The organism is Amycolatopsis sp. NPDC114484 (assembly GCF_055633755.1).
Window position 1 is genome coordinate 41,626 of record NZ_JBVKDQ010000022.1, and the last position, 22,872, is coordinate 64,497.

At 67.5% G+C, this 22,872-nt stretch carries 17 protein-coding genes and 1 pseudogene; 8 read left to right on the forward strand and 10 right to left on the reverse strand.

The window, feature by feature from the left end; all coding sequences use genetic code 11:
* The first annotated feature begins 147 nt into the window (after positions 1 to 147).
* Both ACZ7SW_RS36950 and ACZ7SW_RS36955 read left to right on the forward strand, forming a co-directional pair.
* On the forward strand, positions 148 to 1,449 hold the full coding sequence (locus ACZ7SW_RS36950) for a S53 family peptidase (RefSeq protein ID WP_470235008.1): 1,302 nt from the start codon (positions 148 to 150) through the stop codon (positions 1,447 to 1,449).
* Between the two features lie 136 nt (positions 1,450 to 1,585).
* Positions 1,586 to 2,233: a Pr6Pr family membrane protein gene (locus tag ACZ7SW_RS36955; RefSeq protein WP_470235009.1), complete on the forward strand. Its 648-nt coding sequence runs from the start codon at positions 1,586 to 1,588 to the stop codon at positions 2,231 to 2,233.
* On the opposite strand, the gene ACZ7SW_RS36960 is transcribed toward ACZ7SW_RS36955, so the two are convergent.
* Positions 2,193 to 3,413 carry an NADH:flavin oxidoreductase/NADH oxidase family protein gene (locus ACZ7SW_RS36960; protein ID WP_470235010.1) on the reverse strand — a complete coding sequence of 407 codons (1,221 nt, stop codon included), beginning with the start codon at positions 3,411 to 3,413 and terminating at the stop codon, positions 2,193 to 2,195. The two genes, ACZ7SW_RS36955 and ACZ7SW_RS36960, sit on opposite strands and share 41 nt — an antisense overlap.
* Before the next feature lie 94 nt (positions 3,414 to 3,507).
* Between ACZ7SW_RS36960 and ACZ7SW_RS36965 the strand changes: the two genes are divergently transcribed.
* A complete protein-coding gene (locus tag ACZ7SW_RS36965) occupies positions 3,508 to 4,131 on the forward strand; it encodes an MBL fold metallo-hydrolase (RefSeq protein WP_470235011.1) in 624 nt (207 codons plus the stop codon).
* Between the two features lie 750 nt (positions 4,132 to 4,881).
* Here ACZ7SW_RS36965 and ACZ7SW_RS36970 read toward each other — a convergent pair.
* A complete protein-coding gene (locus ACZ7SW_RS36970) occupies positions 4,882 to 5,349 on the reverse strand; it encodes a DUF309 domain-containing protein (protein ID WP_470235012.1) in 468 nt (155 codons plus the stop codon).
* Between the two features lie 67 nt (positions 5,350 to 5,416).
* Between ACZ7SW_RS36970 and guaB1 the strand changes: the two genes are divergently transcribed.
* Positions 5,417 to 6,856, forward strand: coding sequence for a GMP reductase (gene guaB1, locus ACZ7SW_RS36975; protein WP_470235013.1), 1,440 nt, complete (start codon positions 5,417 to 5,419; stop codon positions 6,854 to 6,856).
* A gap of 376 nt (positions 6,857 to 7,232) precedes the next feature.
* Here guaB1 and ACZ7SW_RS36980 read toward each other — a convergent pair whose 3' ends face one another.
* On the reverse strand, positions 7,233 to 8,519 hold the full coding sequence (locus ACZ7SW_RS36980; protein ID WP_452077072.1) for a PhoH family protein: 1,287 nt from the start codon (positions 8,517 to 8,519) through the stop codon (positions 7,233 to 7,235).
* Between the two features lie 735 nt (positions 8,520 to 9,254).
* Here ACZ7SW_RS36980 and ACZ7SW_RS36985 point away from each other — a divergent pair.
* Entirely contained in the window at positions 9,255 to 9,503 is a 249-nt protein-coding gene (locus ACZ7SW_RS36985; RefSeq protein WP_037367894.1) for a hypothetical protein, read from the forward strand.
* 106 nt (positions 9,504 to 9,609) lie between these two features.
* Here the strand turns inward: ACZ7SW_RS36985 and ACZ7SW_RS36990 are convergent, their stop codons facing one another.
* Positions 9,610 to 10,368 carry an isoprenyl transferase gene (locus tag ACZ7SW_RS36990; protein WP_470235073.1) on the reverse strand — a complete coding sequence of 253 codons (759 nt, stop codon included), beginning with the start codon at positions 10,366 to 10,368 and terminating at the stop codon, positions 9,610 to 9,612.
* Positions 10,369 to 10,470: 102 nt separating this feature from the next.
* Here ACZ7SW_RS36990 and trhA point away from each other — a divergent pair, with 102 nt between their 5' ends.
* Both trhA and ACZ7SW_RS37000 read left to right on the forward strand, forming a co-directional pair.
* Positions 10,471 to 11,148 carry a PAQR family membrane homeostasis protein TrhA gene (trhA, locus tag ACZ7SW_RS36995; RefSeq protein ID WP_470235074.1) on the forward strand — a complete coding sequence of 226 codons (678 nt, stop codon included), beginning with the start codon at positions 10,471 to 10,473 and terminating at the stop codon, positions 11,146 to 11,148.
* Positions 11,149 to 11,357: 209 nt separating this feature from the next.
* Positions 11,358 to 11,453: pseudogene (locus tag ACZ7SW_RS37000) on the forward strand (DUF6959 family protein); the annotation flags it as partial.
* Between the two features lie 98 nt (positions 11,454 to 11,551).
* On the opposite strand, the gene ACZ7SW_RS37005 reads toward ACZ7SW_RS37000, so the two are convergent.
* The 3 genes from ACZ7SW_RS37005 to ACZ7SW_RS37015 all read right to left on the reverse strand — a co-directional run bounded on the left by ACZ7SW_RS37005 (position 11,552) and on the right by ACZ7SW_RS37015 (position 16,143).
* Positions 11,552 to 13,447: an acyl-CoA dehydrogenase family protein gene (locus ACZ7SW_RS37005; RefSeq protein WP_470235014.1), complete on the reverse strand. Its 1,896-nt coding sequence runs from the start codon at positions 13,445 to 13,447 to the stop codon at positions 11,552 to 11,554.
* A 58-nt stretch (positions 13,448 to 13,505) separates the two neighbouring features.
* A complete protein-coding gene (locus ACZ7SW_RS37010) occupies positions 13,506 to 14,060 on the reverse strand; it encodes a hypothetical protein (RefSeq protein WP_470235015.1) in 555 nt (184 codons plus the stop codon).
* Positions 14,061 to 14,154: 94 nt separating this feature from the next.
* Entirely contained in the window at positions 14,155 to 16,143 is a 1,989-nt protein-coding gene (locus tag ACZ7SW_RS37015) for a thioredoxin domain-containing protein (protein ID WP_470235016.1), read from the reverse strand.
* Between the two features lie 168 nt (positions 16,144 to 16,311).
* Between ACZ7SW_RS37015 and ACZ7SW_RS37020 the strand changes: the two genes are divergently transcribed.
* The gene (locus tag ACZ7SW_RS37020; RefSeq protein WP_470235017.1) at positions 16,312 to 17,622 is read left to right on the forward strand and encodes a DNA cytosine methyltransferase; all 1,311 of its coding nucleotides are present in this window, start codon (positions 16,312 to 16,314) and stop codon (positions 17,620 to 17,622) included.
* Here the strand turns inward: ACZ7SW_RS37020 and ACZ7SW_RS37025 are convergent.
* From ACZ7SW_RS37025 to ACZ7SW_RS37035, 3 genes are all read right to left on the reverse strand, one after another.
* On the reverse strand, positions 17,600 to 18,478 hold the full coding sequence (locus ACZ7SW_RS37025) for a DUF6339 family protein (protein WP_470235018.1): 879 nt from the start codon (positions 18,476 to 18,478) through the stop codon (positions 17,600 to 17,602). The genes ACZ7SW_RS37020 and ACZ7SW_RS37025 overlap by 23 nt on opposite strands.
* Complete coding sequence (locus ACZ7SW_RS37030) at positions 18,475 to 19,326, reverse strand: hypothetical protein (RefSeq protein ID WP_470235019.1); 852 nt, start codon at positions 19,324 to 19,326, stop codon at positions 18,475 to 18,477. Before ACZ7SW_RS37030 ends, ACZ7SW_RS37025 begins: the two co-directional genes overlap by 4 nt.
* Positions 19,327 to 19,463: 137 nt before the next feature.
* On the reverse strand, positions 19,464 to 22,736 hold the full coding sequence (locus tag ACZ7SW_RS37035) for a sigma-70 family RNA polymerase sigma factor (RefSeq protein WP_470235020.1): 3,273 nt from the start codon (positions 22,734 to 22,736) through the stop codon (positions 19,464 to 19,466).
* Positions 22,737 to 22,872 lie beyond the last annotated feature (136 nt).

Consider the following 22,872-nt stretch of genomic DNA (forward strand, 5'->3'; position numbering starts at 1 on the left):
GCACGCCCTCCGGATGAGTGGGCATATTACGGACATCGGACAGTTTTCCCCGCCGTACTCAGGAAAACGCCCGACGAAAGTTGATGTCGCACCCGTGGCCGCGTACCCGAGAGTGGGAGCACTGGCCTGTGTCGATGGGAGAACAGCATGACGTTCCGGGTGAAATCAGCTGTCCGGGGATTCGGGCGGCCGATGACCCTGCTGGCGGGCGTGGCGCTCGCCGCGACGGTGGTGGCCGCACCGGCCAGTGCCGCGCCAGCGCCGCCGCAGCCTTCCCGGCACCACTTCTCGGCTGCCGCGCAGTCGTTCGTCGGCGCGACCACCGTGAGCGAGCGGGTGGCGCGGCTCAACGCGGCGATGGCCAAGCTGCCGAAGGAAAGCGGTGCGTACAACGCCACGAAGCTGTGGAACCAGGGCATCACCGGCGCCGGGTCCACCGTGGCCACGCTGGTGTCGTTCGGCGACGACAAAGTCAAGCAGGTGCTGGACGAGTATTCGCGGCAGCACGGCCTGCCTCCGGCGAACGTCGAGGTGCTGCAGCCCTCCGGCGCGGTGCCCGCGTGCACCGACCCGGGGGTGGACACCGCCGCCTGCCAGTCGTGGGGCGGGGAAACCGACCTCGACGTCACGATGATGCACGCGATGGCCCCGGCCGCGAAGATCGTCGTCGCGGCCACTCCGGTCGCCGAGACGCAGGGCTTCGCCGGGTTGCCGGAAATGATGCACGCCGTCGACTACCTGACTGAGCACCGCGTCGCCGACGTGGTCTCGATGAGCTTCGGCACCACCGAGGAGAACTTCCCGTCCTTCGAGTCGATCAAGACCCTCGACCCGGCGCTGGAGCGGGCGAGCAAGGCGGGCGTCACGCTGGTGGCGTCGTCCGGCGATGACGGGCCGACCGGGTCGTACCTGCAGGGCCCAGGCAAGTACCCGTACCGCGTGGCGAGCTGGCCTGCCAGCGACCCGAACGTCACCACGCTCGGCGGCACCCAACTGCACTTGGACGCGAACGGCGTCCGCACCAAGCCCGACGACCTGGTCAACGCGGCGGACAACGGATTCAGCGAGGGCGCGGGCCTGTCGAAGGCGTACGCACGACCGTCCTGGCAGAGCCGCGTCAAGAAGATCACCGGCAGCACGATGCGGGCGTACCCGGACATCAGCATGGAAGGCGTCCAGGGGACGTCGCAGTCGGCACCGTTGTTCGCGGGCGTGCTGGCGTTGGCGGTGCAGGCCAACCACGGCCGGCTGGGCCAGATCAACCCGGCGCTGTACTCGAAACTGGGTCCGAAGGGCACCGCGGCCGGGATCGTCGACGTCACCAAGGGCGACAACAGCCAGTACGACGTCGAAGGCTTCAAGGCCGGTCCGGGTTACGACATCGCGAGCGGCTGGGGCACGGTCGACGCGTCGGTCTTCGTGCCTGCTCTGGTGAAGGCGGTGCGGTGATGCGGTAGTCAGCGACCGAGCACTGCCTCCGGCGGGCAGGTGCCACTCGGCCTGGACAAGTTTCACCCGGCCCGGCGCGATCGATCCTGGTCGTGTCGGGCCGGGCGGACCAGGCCGGAGACGTACTGTCAGCGACATGTCGTCGAAAGCGCTGGCCCGGCTGTGGTTCGGGGTGACCGCGGTCGTCGTGCTGGCCGCGCTCGTGATCCAGATCGTCGCGCTGGTGCCGCCGCAGGGACGGTACGTCAGCTTCGGCGGACGGGTGGCGAACCTGTTCACCTATTTCACGATCATCTCGAACGTTCTCGTCCTCGTCACCAGCGCGGCTTTCGCTCGCGGACGCGGCACCTCGCCGCTGATGCGCGTGCTGTGGCTCGACGCGCTGGTCGGGATCGTGGTCACCGGCGTGGTCTACCAGGTCGCGCTCGCGGGGCTGTACGAACTGCACGGGCTCAGCCTCGCCGCGGACATCCTGCTGCACCGCGTCACGCCGGTGCTGTGCGTGCTCGGCTGGCTGATCTTCGCTCCGCGGGTGCTGGAATGGCGCACTGTCTGGTGGTCGCTCGTCTATCCCTTGGTGTGGCTGGCTTTCACTCTCGTCCGCGGTGCGATCGACGGCTACTACCCGTACCCGTTCGTCAACGCCGACGACCTCGGTTACGGGCAGGTCGCGCTGAACTGCCTGCTCATCGGCGTCTTCTTCATCGTGCTCGCCAGCGGTGCCCGGGTCGCCGACCAGCGGCTCACGCGCGCACCCGCCGAAACGCGTTCAGCGGATCGCTGAGCCCGGCCTGCGCGAGCGCCCGCCACGCGCCGCGCTTCAGATCCACCGGCTTGCCCGCGGCGACGCGATGCATCTGCTGGGTGTGCCACTGAATCTCGAGCAGGCTGTCGGCGAGCCGGATTCCCGTGTGCGGGCACCGCCGTTCGGCTCGCACGTCCTCGCCCGCGAGCAGCCGTCCCGGCAGACCGGGGTCCACAGTGAACGGACGGCCGATCCCGATCACGTCCAGCGCACCGGATTCCAGCGCCTCCGCCATCCCGGCCGCCGTGGCGAACCCGCCGGTTACCATCAGCGCGACCTCGCTGATCTGCCGGGCTTTCGCCGCGTAGTCAAGGAAATACGCTTCCCGCCGCTGCGTGCTCGCCCGGCCGGACCCCATCATCACGGCCCGCTCGTACGTGCCGCCGGAGATCTCCAGCAGGTCGATCCCGGCCTCGCCCAGTGCGCGAACCACCTGCAGCGACTCGTCCTCGTCGAAGCCGCCGCGCTGGAAGTCAGCGCTGTTGAGCTTCACCGAGACCGGCACCCGATCCCCCACCGCGCCCCGAACCGCGCGCACCACCTCAAGCAGGAAGCGGCTGCGGTCGCGCCCCCACTCGTCGTCGCGGCGATTCACCAGCGGCGACAGGAACTGCGAAATCAGGTACCCGTGCGCACCATGGATCTGGATCCCGCCGAACCCGGCGTCGACAAACGTCCGCGCCGACGCCGCGAACCTCGCCACCACCGCTTCGATCTCGTCCCCGGTCAACGCCCGCGGCGCGGCGAACGCCGTCCGCACCCCTCGGTCGCCGAACGGCACCGCCGACGGCGCGACCGGCTGCCGGGACAAGTACCGAGGACTCTGCCGACCGGGATGGTTGAGCTGCACCCACAACTGCGCGTCGGTCCCGTCCACCGACCGCGCCCACGACCGGTACGCGGCCGGATCGGGCGTGGCCGGAACCGCGACGTTGCGCGGTTCGCCGAGCGCGGTGGGATCGACCATCACGTTGCCGGTCACCAGCAGGCCAGCGCCCCCGCGTGCCCACGTCCGGTACAGCCTCGCGAGCTCCCCGGACGGCGCGTTGCGACGGTCGCCAAGCTGCTCGCTCAGCGCCGACTTCGCGATGCGATGCGGCAGCACGGCCCCGCACTGCAGTTTGAGCGGTTCGGCGAGCAGATCCCGGGGGTCGGTCATGAGCAGTCCCGTCGTCGCGGCTAACTTACCGCGAGTAAGAATACTCGAAAGTAAGTATCGGCGGTATGCCTCGCGGGCCACTAGGGTCTGCGGCATGACGGCCATAGTGCAGAACCTGGTCACGTCGGGCGTGTTCGAACTCGACGGCGGCAGCTGGGACGTGGACAACAACGTCTGGATCGTGGGCGACGGCGCCGAGGTGATCGTGATCGACGCCGCGCACGACGCGGACGCCATCGCGGACGTGGTCGGAGACCGCACGGTCCGCGCGATCGTCTGCACCCACGCGCACAACGACCACGTCAACGCCGCCCCCGCGCTGGCGGAGCGCACCGGCGCGCCGATCCTGCTGCACCCGGCCGACCGCGTCGTGTGGGACCTGACCCACCCGGACCGCGCCCCCGACGGCGACTTGGCCGACGGACAGGTCATCACCGTCGCCGGCACCGACCTCACCGTGCTGCACACCCCCGGCCACGCCCCCGGCGCAATCTGCCTGCACAGCCCCGACCTGGAAGTCCTCTTCACCGGAGACACCCTGTTCCACGGCGGCCCCGGCGCGACCGGCCGGTCGTACTCCGACTACCCGACCATCGTGAAATCCATCCGCGACCGCCTCTTCCCCCTCCCCGACGCGACGATCGTCCGCACCGGCCACGGCGAGGCGACGACCGTCGGGAAGGAAAAAGCGGGATCAGCGGACTGGCCTCCGGCTTAGCCGAGCGCCGACTCACCGCGGCACCGTCCGGCACGCGGCCGGTTCCGCGGTGCGGTCGTAGCGCGTCGGCTCGCCGCCTGACCGCTCCGAATCTCGCCAGGCCGCGTCAGCTCGCTGCCTGATCGCCCTGAACTCTCGCCAGTGCGTCGGCTTGCTGCCTAACCGCCCTAAATCTCGCCAGGCAGGTCGGCTCGCTGCCCGACCGCCCTGAATCTCGGCAGGCGCGTCGGCTCGCTGCCTAACCGCCCTAAATCTCGTGAGGCGGGCCAGCAAGGTCGCTGGTTCGTCTGACGAGTCTGGCAACCGGCCGCCGAGGCCGGTCCGCAAACGCTTGCGCCCGGCCGGGCCAGGCAGTTCGCTGTTCTTCGCTGGATCTGCACGCCGCCCGCCGGATAAGACCACGGCCCGGCCGCCACATCGATCAACGCGTTTCAGCCCTGCGGCCGAAGCCTCGCCTGTCCCAGGGGCCATGCGCTTCCCGCCGCAACCCCAGCATCAATCCCGATGCCGAAGGCTCGTCCGCCCCAGCGCCAGGCACTTCCCGCCGCAACCCGCAGTACCAATCCCGGCGCCGAAGGCTCGCCTGCCCAGCGCCAGGCACTTCCTGCGGCAACCACCCAGCACCAATCCCGCCTCGGAGGCCGCGCCGTCCCCAGCAACGCCGCGAAACCGCGGCCGCAGCCAAGCAGCCCAGCCAGCCGAACCAGAAACCCCGCCTCAGCAGCTCGCCAGACCAACCCCGAACCCCCGCTACCGGGCCAGCCGAGGAACCTCCGGCACCACTCGAACCCGCTCCCGAGCTTCCCCCGCAAGCGCTTGCGCCCATTCCTGCAACCCGGCCACGTCCACCCCGAACGGAGGCTCCTCCCGGAACGGCGCGATGTTCTCCGCCCCGCGCTCCAGCAGCGCGACCGCCCCGTTCCCATTCCCCCGCAACGCGTGCGTCAGCCCCACCGCCAGTTGCGCCAAGCCGCGCCACAGCTCTTGCTCCGGCCCGTCCGTCGCCTTCCAGGCGTCCTCGAACACCTCGTGCGCGTGGAACGGGCGGCCGGCGTCCAGCAGGTCCTGCGCCTCCGCCAGGGTCTCCGCCGGGGTGCGCTGCACGCCTTCGGGCTGGCGCGGCACGCCGTCGGACCCATAGGGCAGCGGGCGGCCCAGGCCATCACGCGGGCGAGCGTTGCGGGCCCGCCCCTGGTCGTCGCGATCACGGCTGTCCACCCGGCCATTGTCCCACGTGCCACGCCGGGTTAGCGTCTCGCGCGCGAGCCACGTAGCCTGGTGACTCGTGCGCTTTCTGGATGGGCACGTGCCCGCTCACGACCTGACCTACGACGACGTGTTCCTGCTGCCGAACCGTTCGGACGTGGAGTCCCGTTTCGGCGTCGACTTGTCCACTGTGGACGGCACTGGCGCGACGATCCCCTTGGTGGTGGCCAACATGACGGCCGTCGCCGGGCGGCGGATGGCCGAGACGGTCGCTCGGCGCGGCGGGCTCGTCGTGCTTCCGCAGGACGTCGACACCGAGGCAGTGGCCGAAATCGTCTCCTGGGTGAAGTCCCGCCACACCGTCTGGGACACGCCGCTGGTCCTCACCGGCGGCGACGCGGTGGCCGACGCCCTCAACCTCGTGCACAAGCGAGCACACGGCGCGGTTGTCGTCGTCGACGGTGACGGCAAGCCGGTCGGTGTCGTCGACGAGGCCGCCTGCGCTGGTGTCGACCGCTTCGCGCGGCTGGCCGACGTCGCCGAGCCGGCTGTCGTCGCCGTGCCGCTGGACACGCCGCCGCGCGAGGTTTTCGAACTCCTGCACAGCCACGGTGGACGGCTCGCCCTCGGCCTCGACGCCGACGGTCGCCTCGCCGGTGTTCTCACCGCAGTGGGCGCGCTGCGCTCGGAGATCTACACCCCGGCCGCCGACGCTCAGGGCAAGCTGCGCGTCGCCGCCGCGGTCGGCGTGAACGGAGACGTCGCGGCGAAGGCCGAAGCGGTGCTAGCCGCGGGCGTCGACACGCTGGTCGTCGACACCGCGCACGGGCACCAGGAAAAGATGATCGCCGCGCTCAAGGCGGTCCGTTCGGTGTCGCCGAAGGTGCCGATCGTGGCGGGGAACGTCGTGACCGCCGAGGGCACTCGCGACCTCATCCACGCGGGCGCGGACGTCATCAAGGTCGGCGTCGGCCCCGGCGCGATGTGCACGACGCGAATGATGACCGGCGTCGGCCGCCCGCAGTTCTCCGCCGTCGCGGAATGCTCGGCTGCCGCCCGCGAACTGGGCAAACACGTATGGGCCGACGGCGGGGTGCGGCACCCGCGGGACGTCGCGCTGGCGCTGGCCGCGGGCGCGTCCGCGGCGATGGTCGGCTCGTGGTTCGCCGGCACCCACGAATCGCCCGGCGACCTGCGGTACGACGAGCAGGGCCGTCCGTACAAGGAGTCGTTCGGGATGGCGTCGAAGCGCGCCGTCGGGGCCCGCACGCGCACGGACAACGTCTTCGACCGCGCGCGCAAGGCGCTGTTCGAAGAGGGCATCTCCACGTCGCGGATGGCGCTGGACCCGACCCGGCCCGGCGTCGAGGACCTGATCGACTCGATCTGCTCGGGTGTGCGCTCTTCCTGCACGTACGCGGGCGCGCGCACGCTGGAGGAGTTCCACGAGCGCGCCGTGCTGGGCGTGCAGTCCGCGGCTGGTTTCGCCGAGGGACGCCCGCTGCCTTCCGGCTGGTGACACGTCAGCTCGCCGCGTCCGATCCCGGGTGCGGCGAGCTGCTTACCGGCCAGGCAGATGTGATCCCGAGGCAGTACTCCTCAGAACCTGGGCAGCCGCGTCCCGAAGTCGTATTCGAACGACAGCGTGCGTCGAGGGCCTTCAGAGTCTTCGGGCGAAGTCAGCTCGGCCTCAGCCAGGGGCTCGCAGACAAGACTCGGCTCCGCCACGCCACCACTCGCGCCACGTGACCTCGACCCAGGCGATTTCACGAATGCAGCCTTCCGATCCTCGAACAGGTCCGGTAGGCACGTTCCGCATCCGTCCTGCCAGTGCAGATCCCGTGAAGGGCGGCCCACCGCGGTCGCCGCGGCAGGCCGCCCTTCACGGATCTAGGTCAGCCGTGGTCTTCCAGCATCTCGGTCACCAGCGCCGCGATCGGCGAGCGCTCCGATCGGGTCAGGGTGACGTGCGCGAACAGCGGGTGCCCCTTCAGCTTCTCGATCACCGCCGAGACGCCGTCGTGCCGTCCGACGCGCAGGTTGTCGCGCTGGGCGACGTCGTGCGTGAGCACCACCCGCGACGCCGAGCCGAGCCGGGAAAGCACGGTCAGCAGCACATTGCGTTCCAGCGATTGCGCCTCGTCCACGATCACGAAAGTGTCGTGCAGCGAACGGCCCCGGATGTGCGTCAGCGGCAGCACTTCGAGCATGCCGCGGTCGAACACCTCGTCCAGCACGTCCTGGCTGACCAGCGCGCCGAGCGTGTCGAACACCGCCTGCGCCCACGGCTGCATCTTCTCGCTCTCGGACCCCGGCAGATAGCCGAGATCCTGGCCGCCGACCGCGTAGACCGGGCGGAACACCACGACCTTGCGGTGCTGCTGGCGTTCCATCACCGCCTCCAGGCCCGCGCACAGCGCCAGCGCCGACTTGCCGGTGCCTGCCCTCCCGCCGAGCGAGACGATGCCGACGTCGGAGTCCAGCAGCAGGTCGAGTGCCACGCGCTGCTCCGCCGAACGGCCGTGCAGGCCGAACGCCTCGCGGTCGCCGCGCACCAGCCGCACCCGCTTGTCCGCCGTGACCCGGCCGAGCGCGCTGGAACTGCCCGCCAGCAACCGCAGTCCGGTGTGGCACGGCAGTTCGCCCACCTCGCCGAGTCCGAACTCCGCCGGGTCCGCCGAACCGCCCGAGAAGAGCGTGTCGATCAGCTCCTGGGGAGCGTCCACGTCCGCCATGCCCGTCCAGCCCGACGGCGTGACCTCCTGCGCCCGGTACTCGTCCGCGGTGAGCCCGACCGCACCCGCTTTGACCCGCAGCGGGATGTCCTTCGTCACCAGGGTGACCGCCGGCTGCTCCGTCGCGAGGTTGAGCGCGCACGCGAGGATGCGGTGGTCGTTCGAGTCGGTGCGGAAGCCCACCGGGAGCACGGACGGATCGGTGTGGTTCAGCTCCACCTGCAGGGTGCCGCCCTGGTCGCCGATCGGGATCGGGGCGTCGAGCCTGCCGTGCTTGAGCCGGAGATCGTCCAGCAGCCGGAGGGATTCCCTGGCGAACCAGCCCAGTTCGGAGTGGTGGCGCTTGGCCTCCAGTTCGCTGATGACGACCAGCGGGAGGACCACCGCGTGTTCGGCGAACCGGGTGACCGCCCACGGGTCGGAGAGCAGCACCGACGTGTCGAGCACATAAGTGATGCGTGGGGATTCGGGCGAGATCGAGGCTTTCTCCGGCGCCGGGGCACCGGTCGAAGAACGGCCTGAGGCCTTGCGGGGTGAACGCTGCGCAGTCACGACGGCATCTCCCTCGAGGGCGTGTGCACCCCACGCCCGCACTCGCTGGGCCGGGCACCTCCCTGGTTGGGTCCGCACTCCCTGACGCTGGATGCGTCAGGCGGCACGGCCACGAGGGCCGGGTGCCGGCCCCCTCGTGCATCTCGTGGGCGGCTGAGCCGCCCCCTCGATCAACGCCACGACCAGGGCCTCCCGCGAGAACCCGCACGGAACGCGAGTCCTCTATTCCGGAAGGTACCTACGTCCGCCGCGTCGTGCAGGCAGCCACACAGGTGATTCGCCGATTCGTCATCCGACCGTCGGTCGCTCGAAACAGAGTGTCCACAGTGCTCACTCAGCGTCACCGGGTCCGGCGATCAGGGGGTCGCACAGATGGATGATCATGGAAAATTGATCACCGAGTGCAGGCAATTCCCAGGTAAAGGGCCTTGTACCACGGGCCAGACCAGAATGCATTTCGCGTCCTGGACACTGAACCGGTCCGAGTGAACTGGGCCTTCAAGCCCTCACACAATGGGCGTACGCACCATTCACTAGAGGCCATTCGGGGGTAATTTCCTTACTGCGGGACACACCACCGGAACACTCCGGTGCCCCGAATCCCAGTATCTCTACCTAGGAGTGTGCGAAGTGCTGAAGAAGGCTGGAATTGTCGCCGGTGCGGCCGCGGGTCTGATGATGATCGGCGGGACGGCGTTCGCCTCCCCGGCCGCGACCCAGGGCGCCCCGGACCCGACGTTCGGCGACGCCTACGCCACCTTCATCGAGGGCGGCGGCGCGCTGGGCTACGGTGCCGCTTCGCTGGTCGCGGGTGCCTACACCGGCATCGCGCTGACCCCGGCGCTGGTGGCCCACTCGATGGAGCACCACCACGGCTGAGCCGTCTTGACGCGAAGGCCCCGGAGCCCGGCTCCGGGGCCTTCGCGGCGTTTGCGGCCCGGGTGACCGGCCCGGCTGGGTGGGTCCGCCGGGCCGGTTCGCCGCCTCAGGCGCCGAACCGGCGGTGCCGCCAGGCGTAGTCGCGCATCGCGCGAAGAAAGTCGACGCGCCGGAATGCCGGCCAGTAAGCCTCGGTGAACCAGAATTCCGAATGCGCGGACTGCCAGAGCAGAAATCCGGAAAGCCGCTGTTCACCGGACGTTCGGATAATCAGATCCGGATCCGGCTGGCCGGAAGTGTAGAGATGTTCCGAGATGTGGTCGACGTCGAGGATTTTCGCGAGTTCGCGAATCGAAGTGCCCTCGTCGGCGTGCTGGAGGAGAAGTTTGCGGACTGCGTCGGCGATCTCCTGCCGTCCGCCGTAGCCGACCGCGATGTTCACCTCCATGCCCGAGTGGTTCTCGGTCCGCGCCGCGGCGGCGGTGAGCTTCTGCGCCACCTCGAGCGGCAGCAGGTCGAGCGCGCCGACGATGCGCAGCCGCCACGGCACCTCGGCACCGGCGAGCTCGTCAGTGACGTCGGTGATGATTTTCAGCAGCGGCGTGAGCTCGTCCGGATCCCGGTTGAGGTTGTCGGTGGAGAGCAGCCACATCGTCACGACCTCGACCTCGGCCTCCTGGCACCAGCTGAGGAAGTCGGCGATCTTCTTGGCCCCGGCGCGGTGCCCGTCGGCCACGTCGGTGAACCCGGCCTCGCGGGCCCAGCGGCGATTGCCGTCGAGCATGATCGCGATATGCCGAGGATGACGGCCTGCCGACTGCTGGATCAGGCGGCGGCTGTAGACGCTGTATACGACGTCGGACATGAAGGACCGGAGGCTCACGTCGCCCGAGCGTACGCACCCCTCGGTTAAAGGTGTGACGCGCCACGGAGGCTGGCGAAAAACCTACGGTCCCGTAACCTTGGGCTGGTGAGTGTGAAGATCGATCCCCCGCCTGTCCCCGAGGACACTCGGCCCCGGCTGCGCGGCCACATCCACTTCTGGTCGTTCTTCGGCGCTGTCGCCGCGGCCGCCACGCTGATCAGCCTCGCCGCTTCGACGGTTTCGCCGGTAGCCGCACTAGCGACGTCCGTGTACGGCCTCACCGTACTGGGCTTGTTCGGCGTGAGCGCGCTGTATCACCGCAGGCTGTGGAGCCCGCGCGCGTACAAGTGGATGAAGCGCGCCGACCATTCGATGATTTTCCTCTTCATCGCCGGCACGTACACGCCGTTCACCCTGCTGGCCATGTCGAAGCCGACCGGATACATCGTCCTGGGCATCGTCTGGGGCGGCGCGGTCCTCGGCGTGGCGATGAAGATGCTGTGGCCGCACGCCCCGCGCTGGCTAGGGGTGCCGATCTACATCGCGCTGGGTTGGGTCGCGGTGTTCGTCCTGCCGGAACTGCTGACCCATGCCGGGGTCGCGGCTTTGGTGCTGCTTTGCGTGGGTGGGCTATTTTATACCGTTGGGGCGGTTTTCTACGCGGTGAAGTGGCCGAATTACTGGCCGGAGACGTTCGGGTACCACGAGTTCTTCCACGCGTGCACTGTGTTGGCGGCGGTGTCGCATTACATCGCGATCTGGTTGGCGATGTACGCCTAGCTGCGGGTTTGTTTCTCAGGCCGTCTCCATGCCGTCACGCTGCCTGGAGACGGCCTGAGTCGTTTCCGGCAACTCCCGCGGTTCATCAAGGCCACCGCAGCCAAGGCATCGGCCGGAGCGAAGATCCGGCTGGCGTTCGGTGACCCTGGCTTCGTATCGGGATGAAGGGGTAGGTCCGCTGGACCGTCTCCAGGCCGTCGCAGGTCGAACTGTTCACCGATCCGGGCAATAACGCGGTCGTCAGAATGCCGGGCCGCGAGTTCCCCGGAGTCCTGATCCGGAGCGACAGCCTGTCGATCCTGCTCGACAACTACTGCACCGCACTCCGCGCACACGACCTGCCAGCGCCGTTCGCGCGACGGCGAGCCTGGCCTGACTGCGCCGACTGGTTCCAAGCACCAGTTCAGCCGTTCAGCATCGGCGCTGCCAAGAACTGCTCCGGAACCGCGAACCCATCCACCAACGTCCGCGCATGCGGCCGCAAAGCCACGCACAGTGCGTTAACCGCCGCAGTCACCGCCTTGGAGCGACTCGCGGAGATTCGGCCGTGCTCCAAGAACCAGCCGCGGTCGGCTTCGATCGTTGACAGCGCGTACAGGTCGCACACCCGCGAGAGAAGCGCAGCCGCATCCTCGCCGGGACAGGCGGCGACAGCGCGGGCGAAGGCGTCGAGAATCAACCGGTCCACGTGTACGCGGCCGGCGAGCAGCACATGGTCCTGTACGGAGTTGAAGACACCGAAGGGATCCGAAGCAGCCCCGCGAAGACGGTTAGCCACGCCGCTCAGCACATGCTCTTCACGGTCCTCGAAGAGACGCTGTTGCCACTCACGGTCGAAGAGCACCGTAGCGTCGTCGGACTCGGTGAGACGGTCCAGGAATCGCCAAGCGGCTGAGCGTTCCTTGACTGTGTCCACCAGTTGCTCAGCGACGAACCGGGCCGTCGCCAGGGGGCTGAGGTCCTCGAAGTGTTCCTTGTACTGCGTCAGCAAACCCTTCGCCACCAGCTGCGACAACACAGTGTTGTCGCCTTCGAAGGTGGTGAAGACGTCGGTGTCGGCCTTCAAACCGGCCAGCAAGTTCTCCGCGAGGTATCCACTGCCGCCGCAGGCTTCGCGGGCCGTTTGGATGGTCGCGGTCGCGTGCCAGGTGTTCGCGGCTTTAAGACCGGCGGCTCGGGACTCCAGTTCGCGCTGCTCTTCCTCCGGCGCATCGGACGCGATGTCGTGCAGGGCGGCGACCAGTTCCTCCTGCGCGAAGTGCAAGGCGTAGGTCTTCGCCAGAGCAGGCAGCAGTTTCCGTTGGTGTCCCAGGTAATCGAGGATGACGACCTCGTCGCCGTCTGGGCGCTGGAACTGCCGACGCTGGTCGCCGTAGCGGATTGCCAGCGTCAGGGCGCGTTGGGTGGCGCATCCGGCGCTGCCGCCGACGCTCACGCGGCCGCGGATGAGCGTGCCCAGCATCGTGAAGAACCGGCGGCCGTCGCTTTCGATCGGGCTCGTGTAGGTGCCGTCCTCGGCTACGTCGCCGAAGCGGTTCAGCAGCGCTTCCCTTGGCACCCGGACCTGGTCGAAGGTCAACCGTCCATTGTCGACGCCGTTCAGGCCCGCCTTTACGCCGCAGTCGGCGATCGTGACGCCCGGGGCCGGAGCACCGGAATCGTCGCGGATCGGGACCAGGAACGCATGTACGCCACGGGATTCGCCGCCGGTGATCAGTTGCGCGAAGACCGCCGCGAGCTGTCCGTCGCGGGCCGCGTTGCCGATGTATTCCTTGGTGGCACCGGGATCTGGGCTGTGCACGACGAATTCCTGCGCCAAAGGGTCGTACGTCGCGGTGGTGTGCAGGTGCTGGACATCCGAACCGTGGCCGTGCTCGGTCATCGCGAAGCAGCCGAGCAGGTCCAGATTCATGATGCGGCGCAAGTATTTCTCGTGGTGCGACGCGGTGCCGAGCAGCTGCACCGCGCCGCCGAACAGGCCCCACTGCACCCCGGCCTTGACCATCAGCGACAGGTCGCCGTAGCCGAGCATCTCGAACGACATCACCGACCCGCCGACGTCGCTCAGCCCGCCGTACGCGGCGTCGAAGCCCAGCGCGGGACGGTCCGTTTCCGCGAGTTTCCGCAGCTGGTCCAGCACCTGGACGCGATGTGCCTCGACGTCGAGACCGATCGTGTCACGGAACTTCTCCGTGCTCATCTGCGCGCGCACGTCGCGCTTCAACCCGGCCCAGCGTCCATCGAGGACGGCGGTCAACGCGTCCGGATCCACTTTCGCGGGCACAGCAGGGACGTCCACGGTTCCTCCGATACAGCAGGCTGCCACCAGCCTGCCGCAGCGGAGGATCTTCCGCAGCTCAGCCCAAGTCGGGCCCCTTCGACCGCAGGTCGTCGACCTTGGTCAGCGCCTCGCGCAACTCGGTCAGCCATGTGTCCGCGTGCTCACCGACCAGCCGCACCGCCCAGGCCAGCGCCTCGGACCGCGACCGCGCGACGCCGGCGTCCACGAGTGTGTCGAGGACCAGCCGTTCGGGTTGCCGCAGCCGGGTCATCACCGGCACCGACAGCGTCGTGAAGTGCGCCGTCGTGCCGCCCAGCTTCGCGCCCCACGCCACCTTGCGCTGGTAGCGATGCTCGGCCTGCCGGGCGATTTCGATGCGCTCGTCGCGGGTTTCCTCGCGGAACCGGCTGATCCGCCCGTCCTCGGCGGCCGCGCGGGCCGCGTCGTCGGCGTAATCGCCGGTCAGCGCGGGCAGTTCGCCCACGATCAGGATCTCTTCGCGGTCCACGGTGATTGCCGGGTCGCCGGTGAACCAGCCGTCCGGGAGCCGTCCGCCGAACCACGCCGCCGCGTCCTCCGCCGACGGTGCCTCGGCCTGCTGCCAGCCCCGGCCTTTCCAACCTCGCCCCATGACGTCCACCATCCTTGATTACATGATTACGTCACTACTGAAGCTACGCCGATTCCACGCGGCCGGGTACCGCGTTCACCAGGGGCGGAATTCGTCAGAGCTGGGCGATGAGGTGCTCCGCCGCGGTCACCGGACGCTCGCAGACGTAGCCACGGCAGACGTACGCCGCTGCCTCGCCGTCGACCAGCGGACGGTCGGCCAGCAGTGGGACGCCGACCGCGTCCGGCTCGCCGCCGAGCACGATGCCGCCGCCATGGATGTGCTGCGCAGCGGCGGTGACCAGCTCCGCACGGTCCGCGCCGACGACCGCGACCTGCACCGGTCCGGACTGCGCTGCCTCCGCCACGGACAACCAGTGCCCGGCGAAGCGCGGAACCCGCGCGGCGAGCAGGCCGACGCGACGCAACGCGAGTTCAGCAGCGTCGCGGTAACGCGCCGCTTGATCCGGTCCGGCCAGCGCGGACGCCGTGAGCAGCGCACCGGCCAGCGCTGAGGCACCGGACGGGCTCGCGTTGTCCGTCGGATCGGACGGGCGCTGCACGAGGACTTCCGCGTCGTCGGCAGTGTCGTGATACGCACCCGGCGCGGAGTCCGACGCGAAATGCGCCAGGGCGACGTCGAGCAGCCGGCTCGCTTCGGTGAGCCAGCGAGGTTCGCCGGTGGCCTGATGGAGGGCGAGAAGGCCGTCGGCGAGGCAGGCGTAATCCTCCAGCACGCCGACCGGGGTCCCGACCGCGCCGTCCCGCGAACTGCGGCGGAGGCGTCCGTCTACGAGGTGCAGGTCCAGCAGCAGCGACGCCGCGTTGCGGGCCAGCTCAATCCACTGTGGACGTTCCAGCGCGACACCCGCTTCGGCCAGCGCGGAAATCGCGAGGCCGTTCCACGCGGCGACAACCTTGTCGTCCCGTCCCGGTTGCGGACGCTCCGCCCGCGCTTCGAGCAACGCTTGCCGGACGCGCTCGAATCGGTCGAAATCATCCGGATCGGTCCGCAATTGAAGGGTCGACGCGCCTTCTTCAAACGTGCCCTCTTCGGTGACGCTGAAAAGTTCAGCCGCCCACGGGCCGTCCTCGCCGAGCACCTCGTTGAGCTGCGCGGGAGTCCACACATACGTGAGCCCCTCGACGCCTTCGGTGTCCGCATCGAGCGAAGCCGCGAAACCTCCTTGCGGCGTAAGAAGATCGTGCTCGAGGAACCGGACGATCCCCTCTGTTACCCGTCGCGCCGACTCAGAACCACGGCGCGCGAGATGCGCGTACACTCGCAGTAGCAAAGCATTGTCATACAACATTTTCTCGAAGTGGGGAACGATCCACTCCGCGTCCACGGAGTAGCGCGCGAACCCGCCGCCCAGCTGATCGTGGATGCCGCCGCGAGCCATCGCGTCCGCCGCGGACTCGGCGAGTTCGCGAGCCTGCTCCGAACCCGTGCGCTCGTGGTGGCGCACTAGGAACTCCAGCACCATCGACGGCGGAAACTTCGGCGCGCCACCGAAACCGCCGTGCACGGAGTCTGCCTCCTGCGCAAGTTTCGCCACCGCCTGAGCCAACGCGTCGGCGTCGACAGCCGATTCCTTCAACGGACCGCTCTGCTCGGCGAGATGCCCGACGATCTGTTTCGCGCCCTCGCGCAGGTCGTCCGGCCGTTCCTCCCACGCCTCCGCGACCGCGACCAGCAGCTGCGTGAACGACGGAATCCCGGGCCGCGGTGCAGGCGGATAGTAAGTGCCGCAATGGAATGGCTCGCCCTCGGGCGTGAGGAAGCAGGTCATCGGCCAGCCGCCCTGCCCAGTCATGGCCTGCGTGGCGGCCATGTAGACGGCGTCGATGTCCGGCCGCTCCTCGCGGTCGACCTTGATGTTGACGAAATGCGCGTTCATCAGCGTCGCGGTGCCTTCGTGTTCGAAGGATTCGTGCGCCATGACGTGACACCAGTGGCAGGCGGCGTACCCGACGGACAACAGAATCGGCACTCCGCGACGGCGCGCCTCGGCCAGCGCTTCCGGACCCCATTCCCACCAATCGACCGGGTTACCGGCGTGTTGCAGGAGGTAGGGGGACGTCGCGTCGGCGAGGCGGTTCACTCCGTCAGCGTCTCACATCCTGCGCCGGTGCACCGGCACCAAATAAGCCGGCTGACACTCAACCAGGGTGCCTATCGCACAGTCCTATGCCATGCTGCGGCAGACTCGGACACTACGATTCGGTCCGTACTGACAACGCCCTTAGATGGCCGGCTAGACTTCCGCTCCATGAGCAGCCTGGGAGCACCGAGACACCCCTTCGACGGGGTTCGCATCCTGGACCTCTTCGCAGGCCCTGGCGGGCTTGATGTCGCCGCGCACTTCCTAGGTTTCAAGAGCATCGGCATCGAGTGGGACCAGAGCGCGTGCGAAACGCGCTACTCGGCTGGCCTGCCGACCTTCCATGCCGATGTCAGTGTCATGCGCGAGACTCGTTTCGACGAGATCCCCACCTCGGTCGACGTGCTGGCAGGCGGGCCTCCTTGCCAATCCTTTTCCGTCGCGGGGCGCGGCGCGGGCCGAGCAGCGCTCGACACCGTGAAAGAGTTCATGCACCGCCTGGTGCATGAGGAGGACGAAACCGAGGTCGACAAAGACCTGCATGCACGTGGAGTGGACCCGCGAACAGCCTTGGTGCTCGAACCTCTCCGCTGGCTTCTCAAGGCGATCGAGACGGAAGGTCGCGAACCGTACAAAGCCATCATTCTGGAGCAGGTTCCTACTGTCCTGCCTCTGTGGGACGTTTACGCACACCTTCTGCGCGGCGGTGAGGGACGTCTCAAGGGCATCAAGTACGAGGCGGATTGCTGGGCACTGAAGACTGAGCAGTTCGGGGTTCCCCAGACGCGCACCCGCGCCGTACTCGTCGCGAGGCTCGTAGGCTCCGGAGCCGTCGAGCGACCCGCTGCGACTCACCTGCCCTTCAGGGTGCATCGCCAAGCAAACAGCCCTGGACAGGCTCAATTGCTCCCGACCGGCGTCGAGCATGAGATCCGTTGGCAGTCGATGGCGGAAGCACTCGACGCGGCAAGCACACTGAAGGGGTCGTCGATCGACATCTCTCGGCTTCGCAGCAGGGGCAAAACGAAGTTCTTCGTCATCTCGAACTACGGATCGAACGGCGACCCTAAGCGGCGAGGCGAACGTCAGTCCGACGAGCCTGCTTTTACGGTCACCGGCAAAGTCTCCAGGAACAAGGTGTACAAGACCAAAGCAGACTACGAGGCGGGGAAGTCAGATCGCTTCACCATCGCCGAATCCGGAGTGCTCCAAACATTCCCCCACAACTTCCCCTGGTCCGGCAAGGACCAGGCTCAGCAAGTGGGCAATGCAGTGCCGCCCCGCCTCGGAATGCACGTGCTCAGCAGGGCGCTACGCGACAAGGCCCCCACGAAAAAAGAACTGGCCCGCTCAGCGACCTGGCCCGCGGTCCCCGCAACGACAGTCGAGGAGCTGCGAAAGATCGGATGCGGTGATCAGAGCCAGTGCCCTCCGGCCGAGTCCAAGACTGCTCACTCTACTCGGAAGCCCTCCCCCTGACCGGCGCGTCGGCGAACAACTCCTCGAAGTGTGCTGCCAAAACCCGCACTGCGTCCTCCGGAACCCGTTCTTCCTCCGGCCCTTCCGGAAGCTCGTTCCGCGACGAGGGAAGCGCCGATGCGGCACCTGCGATCCAGTCGCGCAAGGCATCGCCGTCACGCTCCACATCCGGGGCGACGAGGTCGTACATCAGAGTCGCTGCGGCCGCGTTGACTGCGGGCGTCAAGGCATTGATCTCCCTGCCGGTGCGCACGGTCCCTCGCTCTAGCAATCGAACGAGTGCCTGAGCAGTCGGCCGATGATCGATGACGTCCAGTCGAAGCGCGGAGTTGAGCATGTCCTGATTGCCACAGGCCACGACGACGGGGCCGTAGTCGGAACCGTCCCGAAAGAGTTCCGCCGCCCACCAGAGCCGGGCGAACGACTGCTTGTAATGCGGACCGACGAACCTGTCACGAGCCACGCGCACGCGCGAACCATCCTCTTTCGGCTCAGGTAGATGCCGCCAAACGACATAGTCCGGCGCAACTCCGAGAGCCAAGTACGTCCACAACCCCTTTTCAGCGGCTTCCCGGCGCGTCAACCGGAGGGTTTCGTGCAGTCGCGGCGCCAACCAGGCGTCCGCGGCGGTAGGGCGGTCCGCTCGGAACTTGCTCAGCGCGTCGTCGATCAGATCCCGTACTCGAACCAGATCCAGTCGCGCGTCGTCACCCGTCAGCGGCTCGGCCACCTTGTTCAGCGCGATGGACGGAACGTCCTCGCGCCCTTCGAGCACTCCCGCCGAGAGGAAGTCGGCGGCTTGCACATCGGAGAGCAGCACCAGCCGCTCCGGCAGATGCTCGGGTCGGGAAGTCACGCGTGAGCCTCCTGCTCGAATCGTTCGATCTCGCGGACGGTGGAGGCCAATGTTTTGGGAATCCCGGCACGTCGCGCGGCAGCGTACTGGATGCGCGGTTGCAGATCCATCCAGCTCCCCTCGCCGGTGCGTCGCGTGTGCACTTCGAGGAGAGCTTCTTCCTCTGATCGTCCGGGGATGACGTCCGGGAGCATTTCCCGAAGGACCGCACCCCGCCAATCCGGTGGGAAGAGCGGCACTCCGTCCTCCTCGATCTCCAGGCTGCCGATCGCCGTGTGAAACACCGCTGTCCAGACATCGGCACACATCTGGACCAGCAGCATCTCGCCCACCATGTTCTCCATTTTCGATCCAGGGTCCTGCACCAACGCTGCGAAGCCCTCGAAGTCCGAGTTCAGGCGCACAGCGGGCATTCGTCCCGAGGTATCCACTGCCCAAGGCGCGTCCCGGAAGCTCCGCAGCCACTCCGCTCCGCGGGCGAAGCTCACTGTGGTCACGTCCAGCTGGCGATCCCTCAGCGGGACGTCGGACGTCACATCGATCAACCACTCCTGGTCGGTGGAACCGATGACCCGCCCCGCCACGCCCCCCACTGTTGCCACCACGTGCACGACGAGGGACGCTCGATCCACATGGTTGTCCCGGTCTATCTCGATCTCCCCGGTCCATTCCCGATCGCCATCCGAGCAGGGCTCCAGCCGAGACACCGTGCGGGTGTTGGTCGCCCCTTCGGTCAGGACAGCGACGACCGCGACATCTGACCAGCTGCCCTTCGCCTCGATCTCTCGAGCCGGCACGGTCGCGGTCACCGCAAGCTTGGCCGTCTGCCAGTCGTCGCGTTCCGCCATTCCGAGTGCTGCCACCTGCTCGACTACCGAGCAGCTTCGCGAGTCCAGCTGCTCGCGGCTTTCCCCCGGGCCGCGCAGCCGGACGGCCGTGATCCGGGCCGTCACCGCACCGGTCAGCCGAGGATACGAGTAGACCTTCACGCGACGGCCCCCTTGTTCTCCTGAAGCTCGACGATGAGGCCGGTCAGCGTTGCCCGTACCGGGTGGGTCGACACATCGGTGACGCCTCGGAAGACAGCACGACGCGTTCCAGAAGCAAAATGCAACACACCGTCGACTGCTTCGCAGCCGCTGACGGCGATCAGCTCTGCCCATTTGACTAGCGGGCGCGGGCCCGAGCGCACTTCCAGCTTGGCAACAGGGTTCATTGCCCAGGCCTCGCTCCCAGGCACCATCTTTACGACTGCGGTGATCTGCCACGCACCGGAAGCGTCGACCTCGGCGTCCAGCTCATCCAGTTTCGGAGGCGTAGCAGTTCCCCTTGTCTTGGCGGCTGGTTTGCCCGAGATCTTGAGTCGTTTGCTTACCTTGCTCGTACCGCTGGTCTTCTCTTTCTTGGAAATCGCCACCAATCGGTGCACCGCCTGATTTGTCTCCCAGGTCATCTCCGCGATCCGACGATGGGCCGACGGCGAGTAGCGCATTCTCAGCTCTTCGGTCTGGGCCCACTTGTTGTGCTCTGGCGGCTCGGAAGCACGAAGGAACTCCTCGGCTTCAGCTGAAAAGGGCGCGTCCGCGCCTGCTGCCAGACCAGCCAGCAGGACGGCTTGGAAAGGGTTGGTACCCACGGGTAGACCCGGTACCCGGCTGGTCTTGACAGTCATGCGATTGCCACGCATCGCCGTCACGTGATTGATCCGGCCGTCGGCGTCGGTGGCTTCGGTGACGAGGAGGATGGCCTTATGGTCGCCTGCCGTACCGGCGGCCCCCCGCGCGGGGAGTTTCAGGCGCACGGTGGCAAGAGCTACTTGGCCGGCCTCGGTGAGACGATCCACCGTGGTCCCTGCCAGGAAGGCTTGAAGAGCCCGCGAACGAGCAGGCTGATGCACCTGCGGGTCGACCCGTTCCTCCTCGATGTGTTCCACACCGTTGCGAAGCGTTCGCACGGACGCCTCCAGCAATGGCCGATGCTCACCCCCAGATGTCATCGCTGCCCAAAAGTTGCGTCCCAGTGCGCGGACCAGTCGCTGGTGCATCCGCTCGAGAGTGTCCTCGTCCTCGCTCGCGCTGCCGTCGTAGTCCTGCCCAGTTTCAGCGAGGCTGGCCACATCATGGGCTCCCACGATCAGGAAGGAGGTGCCTGGCTCATCGTCCTCTCTGGCTAGATGCAAGCGCTCGACCACGCCTTCGTCCGCCCACCAGGAGCGGACGACTTCGGTGTTCTCTGCTCTGGGATCAGGTTGCCCTAGCCAAGCAGGACCGGCGAATCTCCTGCCGTCCACTTCCCGCCACGGCAAGTCGAGCCGACCGATCACCCGACGCCGGGTGCGCCCCTCGTGCGGTTCGGAAAGCGTCGAATTCATGAGAACGAGACCCAGCCTGCTGGTAGCCCACAACGTGGCCTTGCCCAGTCCGTACGACCCGCCGGCCGACACATCGGACTTATGGCTGTCCAGTTGGCGTCGGACCACCGCCGCGAACCGACCGTCCTCGTAGTCGTCGCCAGTGAGGCCGTTGGCGTTGTAATCATCGATCCGGAGAAGGACCAGCCGGTCCCGCTCGATCATCTCGCGCAGTCCGGAGCTGATGACGCGTCCGACTTTCTGGTCCTGCGCCGCGGCGGCCGTATAGTGCGGCCGGAGGTCGTTCCAGCGGATCGCGTCGCAGAACCGGGCAACGGTCTCGCCAGTCAGTTCATGCAGGGTGTAACGAACCCGGACCGGACGGCCGTTCCGCCGGTCGCGCTCGTCCAGGCTGTTCTGGGTCGCCTCGCGCGCCAGTACTTCCAAGTCGGCTTCGAACGCGAAGGCCGCCGCGTTCCCGAACTCTCGCCCGCCGTCATCGTGCCCGGGACGGTGGTACCACCTGACCGATGCCTCCAGCTCAGTCGTTCCTCGGCCGAATTCGGGCTCCGTCGAGGTCACCGATTCCTCCCCTCTATCGAAACTGCTCTCCGCCTCCTGCATGTCTGCCCCGGACGTGGGCGCGACAGCAGCGGAACCTGATTCCACTCGTTTCGCAGGAGTTCCGCGGCGCGTCGTTCTCTCAACCGTATCCCGCTCAACGCTTCGGGCCGCCCTCGCACGCCGGCGTTCGGCAGCGGCATTATCCGGCTCAAGGCCCAGGCCTATCCTGATGCTCACCAGCGCCTGACCTTCGATTTGCCGAATGCGCTCGCGCGTGACGCCGAACTTTTTACCGATTTCCTCCAGATTCCAGGTCTGCCCGTCAACTAATCCGTTTCGCAGTAACAGAATCTCACGCTCCCTCGAGGAGAGGCCGCATGCGTCGAACCACTGGAAGATCTCCTGACGCTCGAATGTCGACCGCAATACCTCCTCCGGGCCCGGAATTAGCGCCAGGTTGTCGACGCACAGCTCGCCAAGCGTCACGTTCCCGCCCGCAGGCTGATCGAGCGACACAACTCGGCGGGCCAGACGGAGATAATCGACCACCTTCTCCGGACGCAAGCAACACGCCAGAGCAAGATCTTCCACATTGGGCTTCTTGCCGAATTTGAGAAAGTACTCTCGCTCCCGCTTCCGAATTTTCTCGACATCCTCCCAGACGTGCACTGGAAGACGAATAATCAGCCCCTCGTCGGCGATCGCGCGAGACACGCTCTGGCGAACCCACCAGGTGGCGTAGGTTGAAAACTTGTACCCCCGGGAGGTGTCGAACTTCTCGACCGCGCGGATCAGGCCGAGCACGCCGTGCTGCACGAGGTCGTCCTGACCGGGATAGTCTCGATGCCCCCATGCCTTCACTGTCTTGTAGACCAGCCCCTGGTTGTGGGCGATCATTGCCGAAAATGCCTGATACGCCTCGCCTTCTCGCGCCAGATCTGCCACGTACCTGTCGGGCAAATCCTCCGTCGAAGTATGTTTTCCACGGAACAACAGGACTAGTCCCACTTCTTCCTCTGCGCTTAGCACCTTCTTGCCCGGATTTCGTAGCCGTCGATCGACTCTGAGCACCCGGCGCGCCGCGACGCGTGCGACCTCCAGATCACCGATCCGCACCGGGCCGCGGACCTCGGCCAGGACTGGACCGGCCGAGTTGTCTTCGCCCTCAGAGAAGTCCAGAGCGTCGAAGTCTTCGCCGGAGGGAGCCTCGCGGTCGACTGTCGCCTCCGGACCGGAGAGCGGTTCCGCAGCAACGTAAACCTGCCTAGCGGCTACCTCCTCCCACAGGGTCTGAGCCCTGCCGTCGTCAAGTCGCGCGGCCTGCACCACCTGCGCATGCGCCAACCCGCGGTCGACTCCTTCGGCCGCGAATCGGCTGACCAAACGAACGAGCAAGCCCCAGCCGGCGTCGTCGATCCGTTCACCGGATCCACTGGCCCGCCCCATAGTCCCTCCCCCGCACAGTCCCATCCCGACTGCG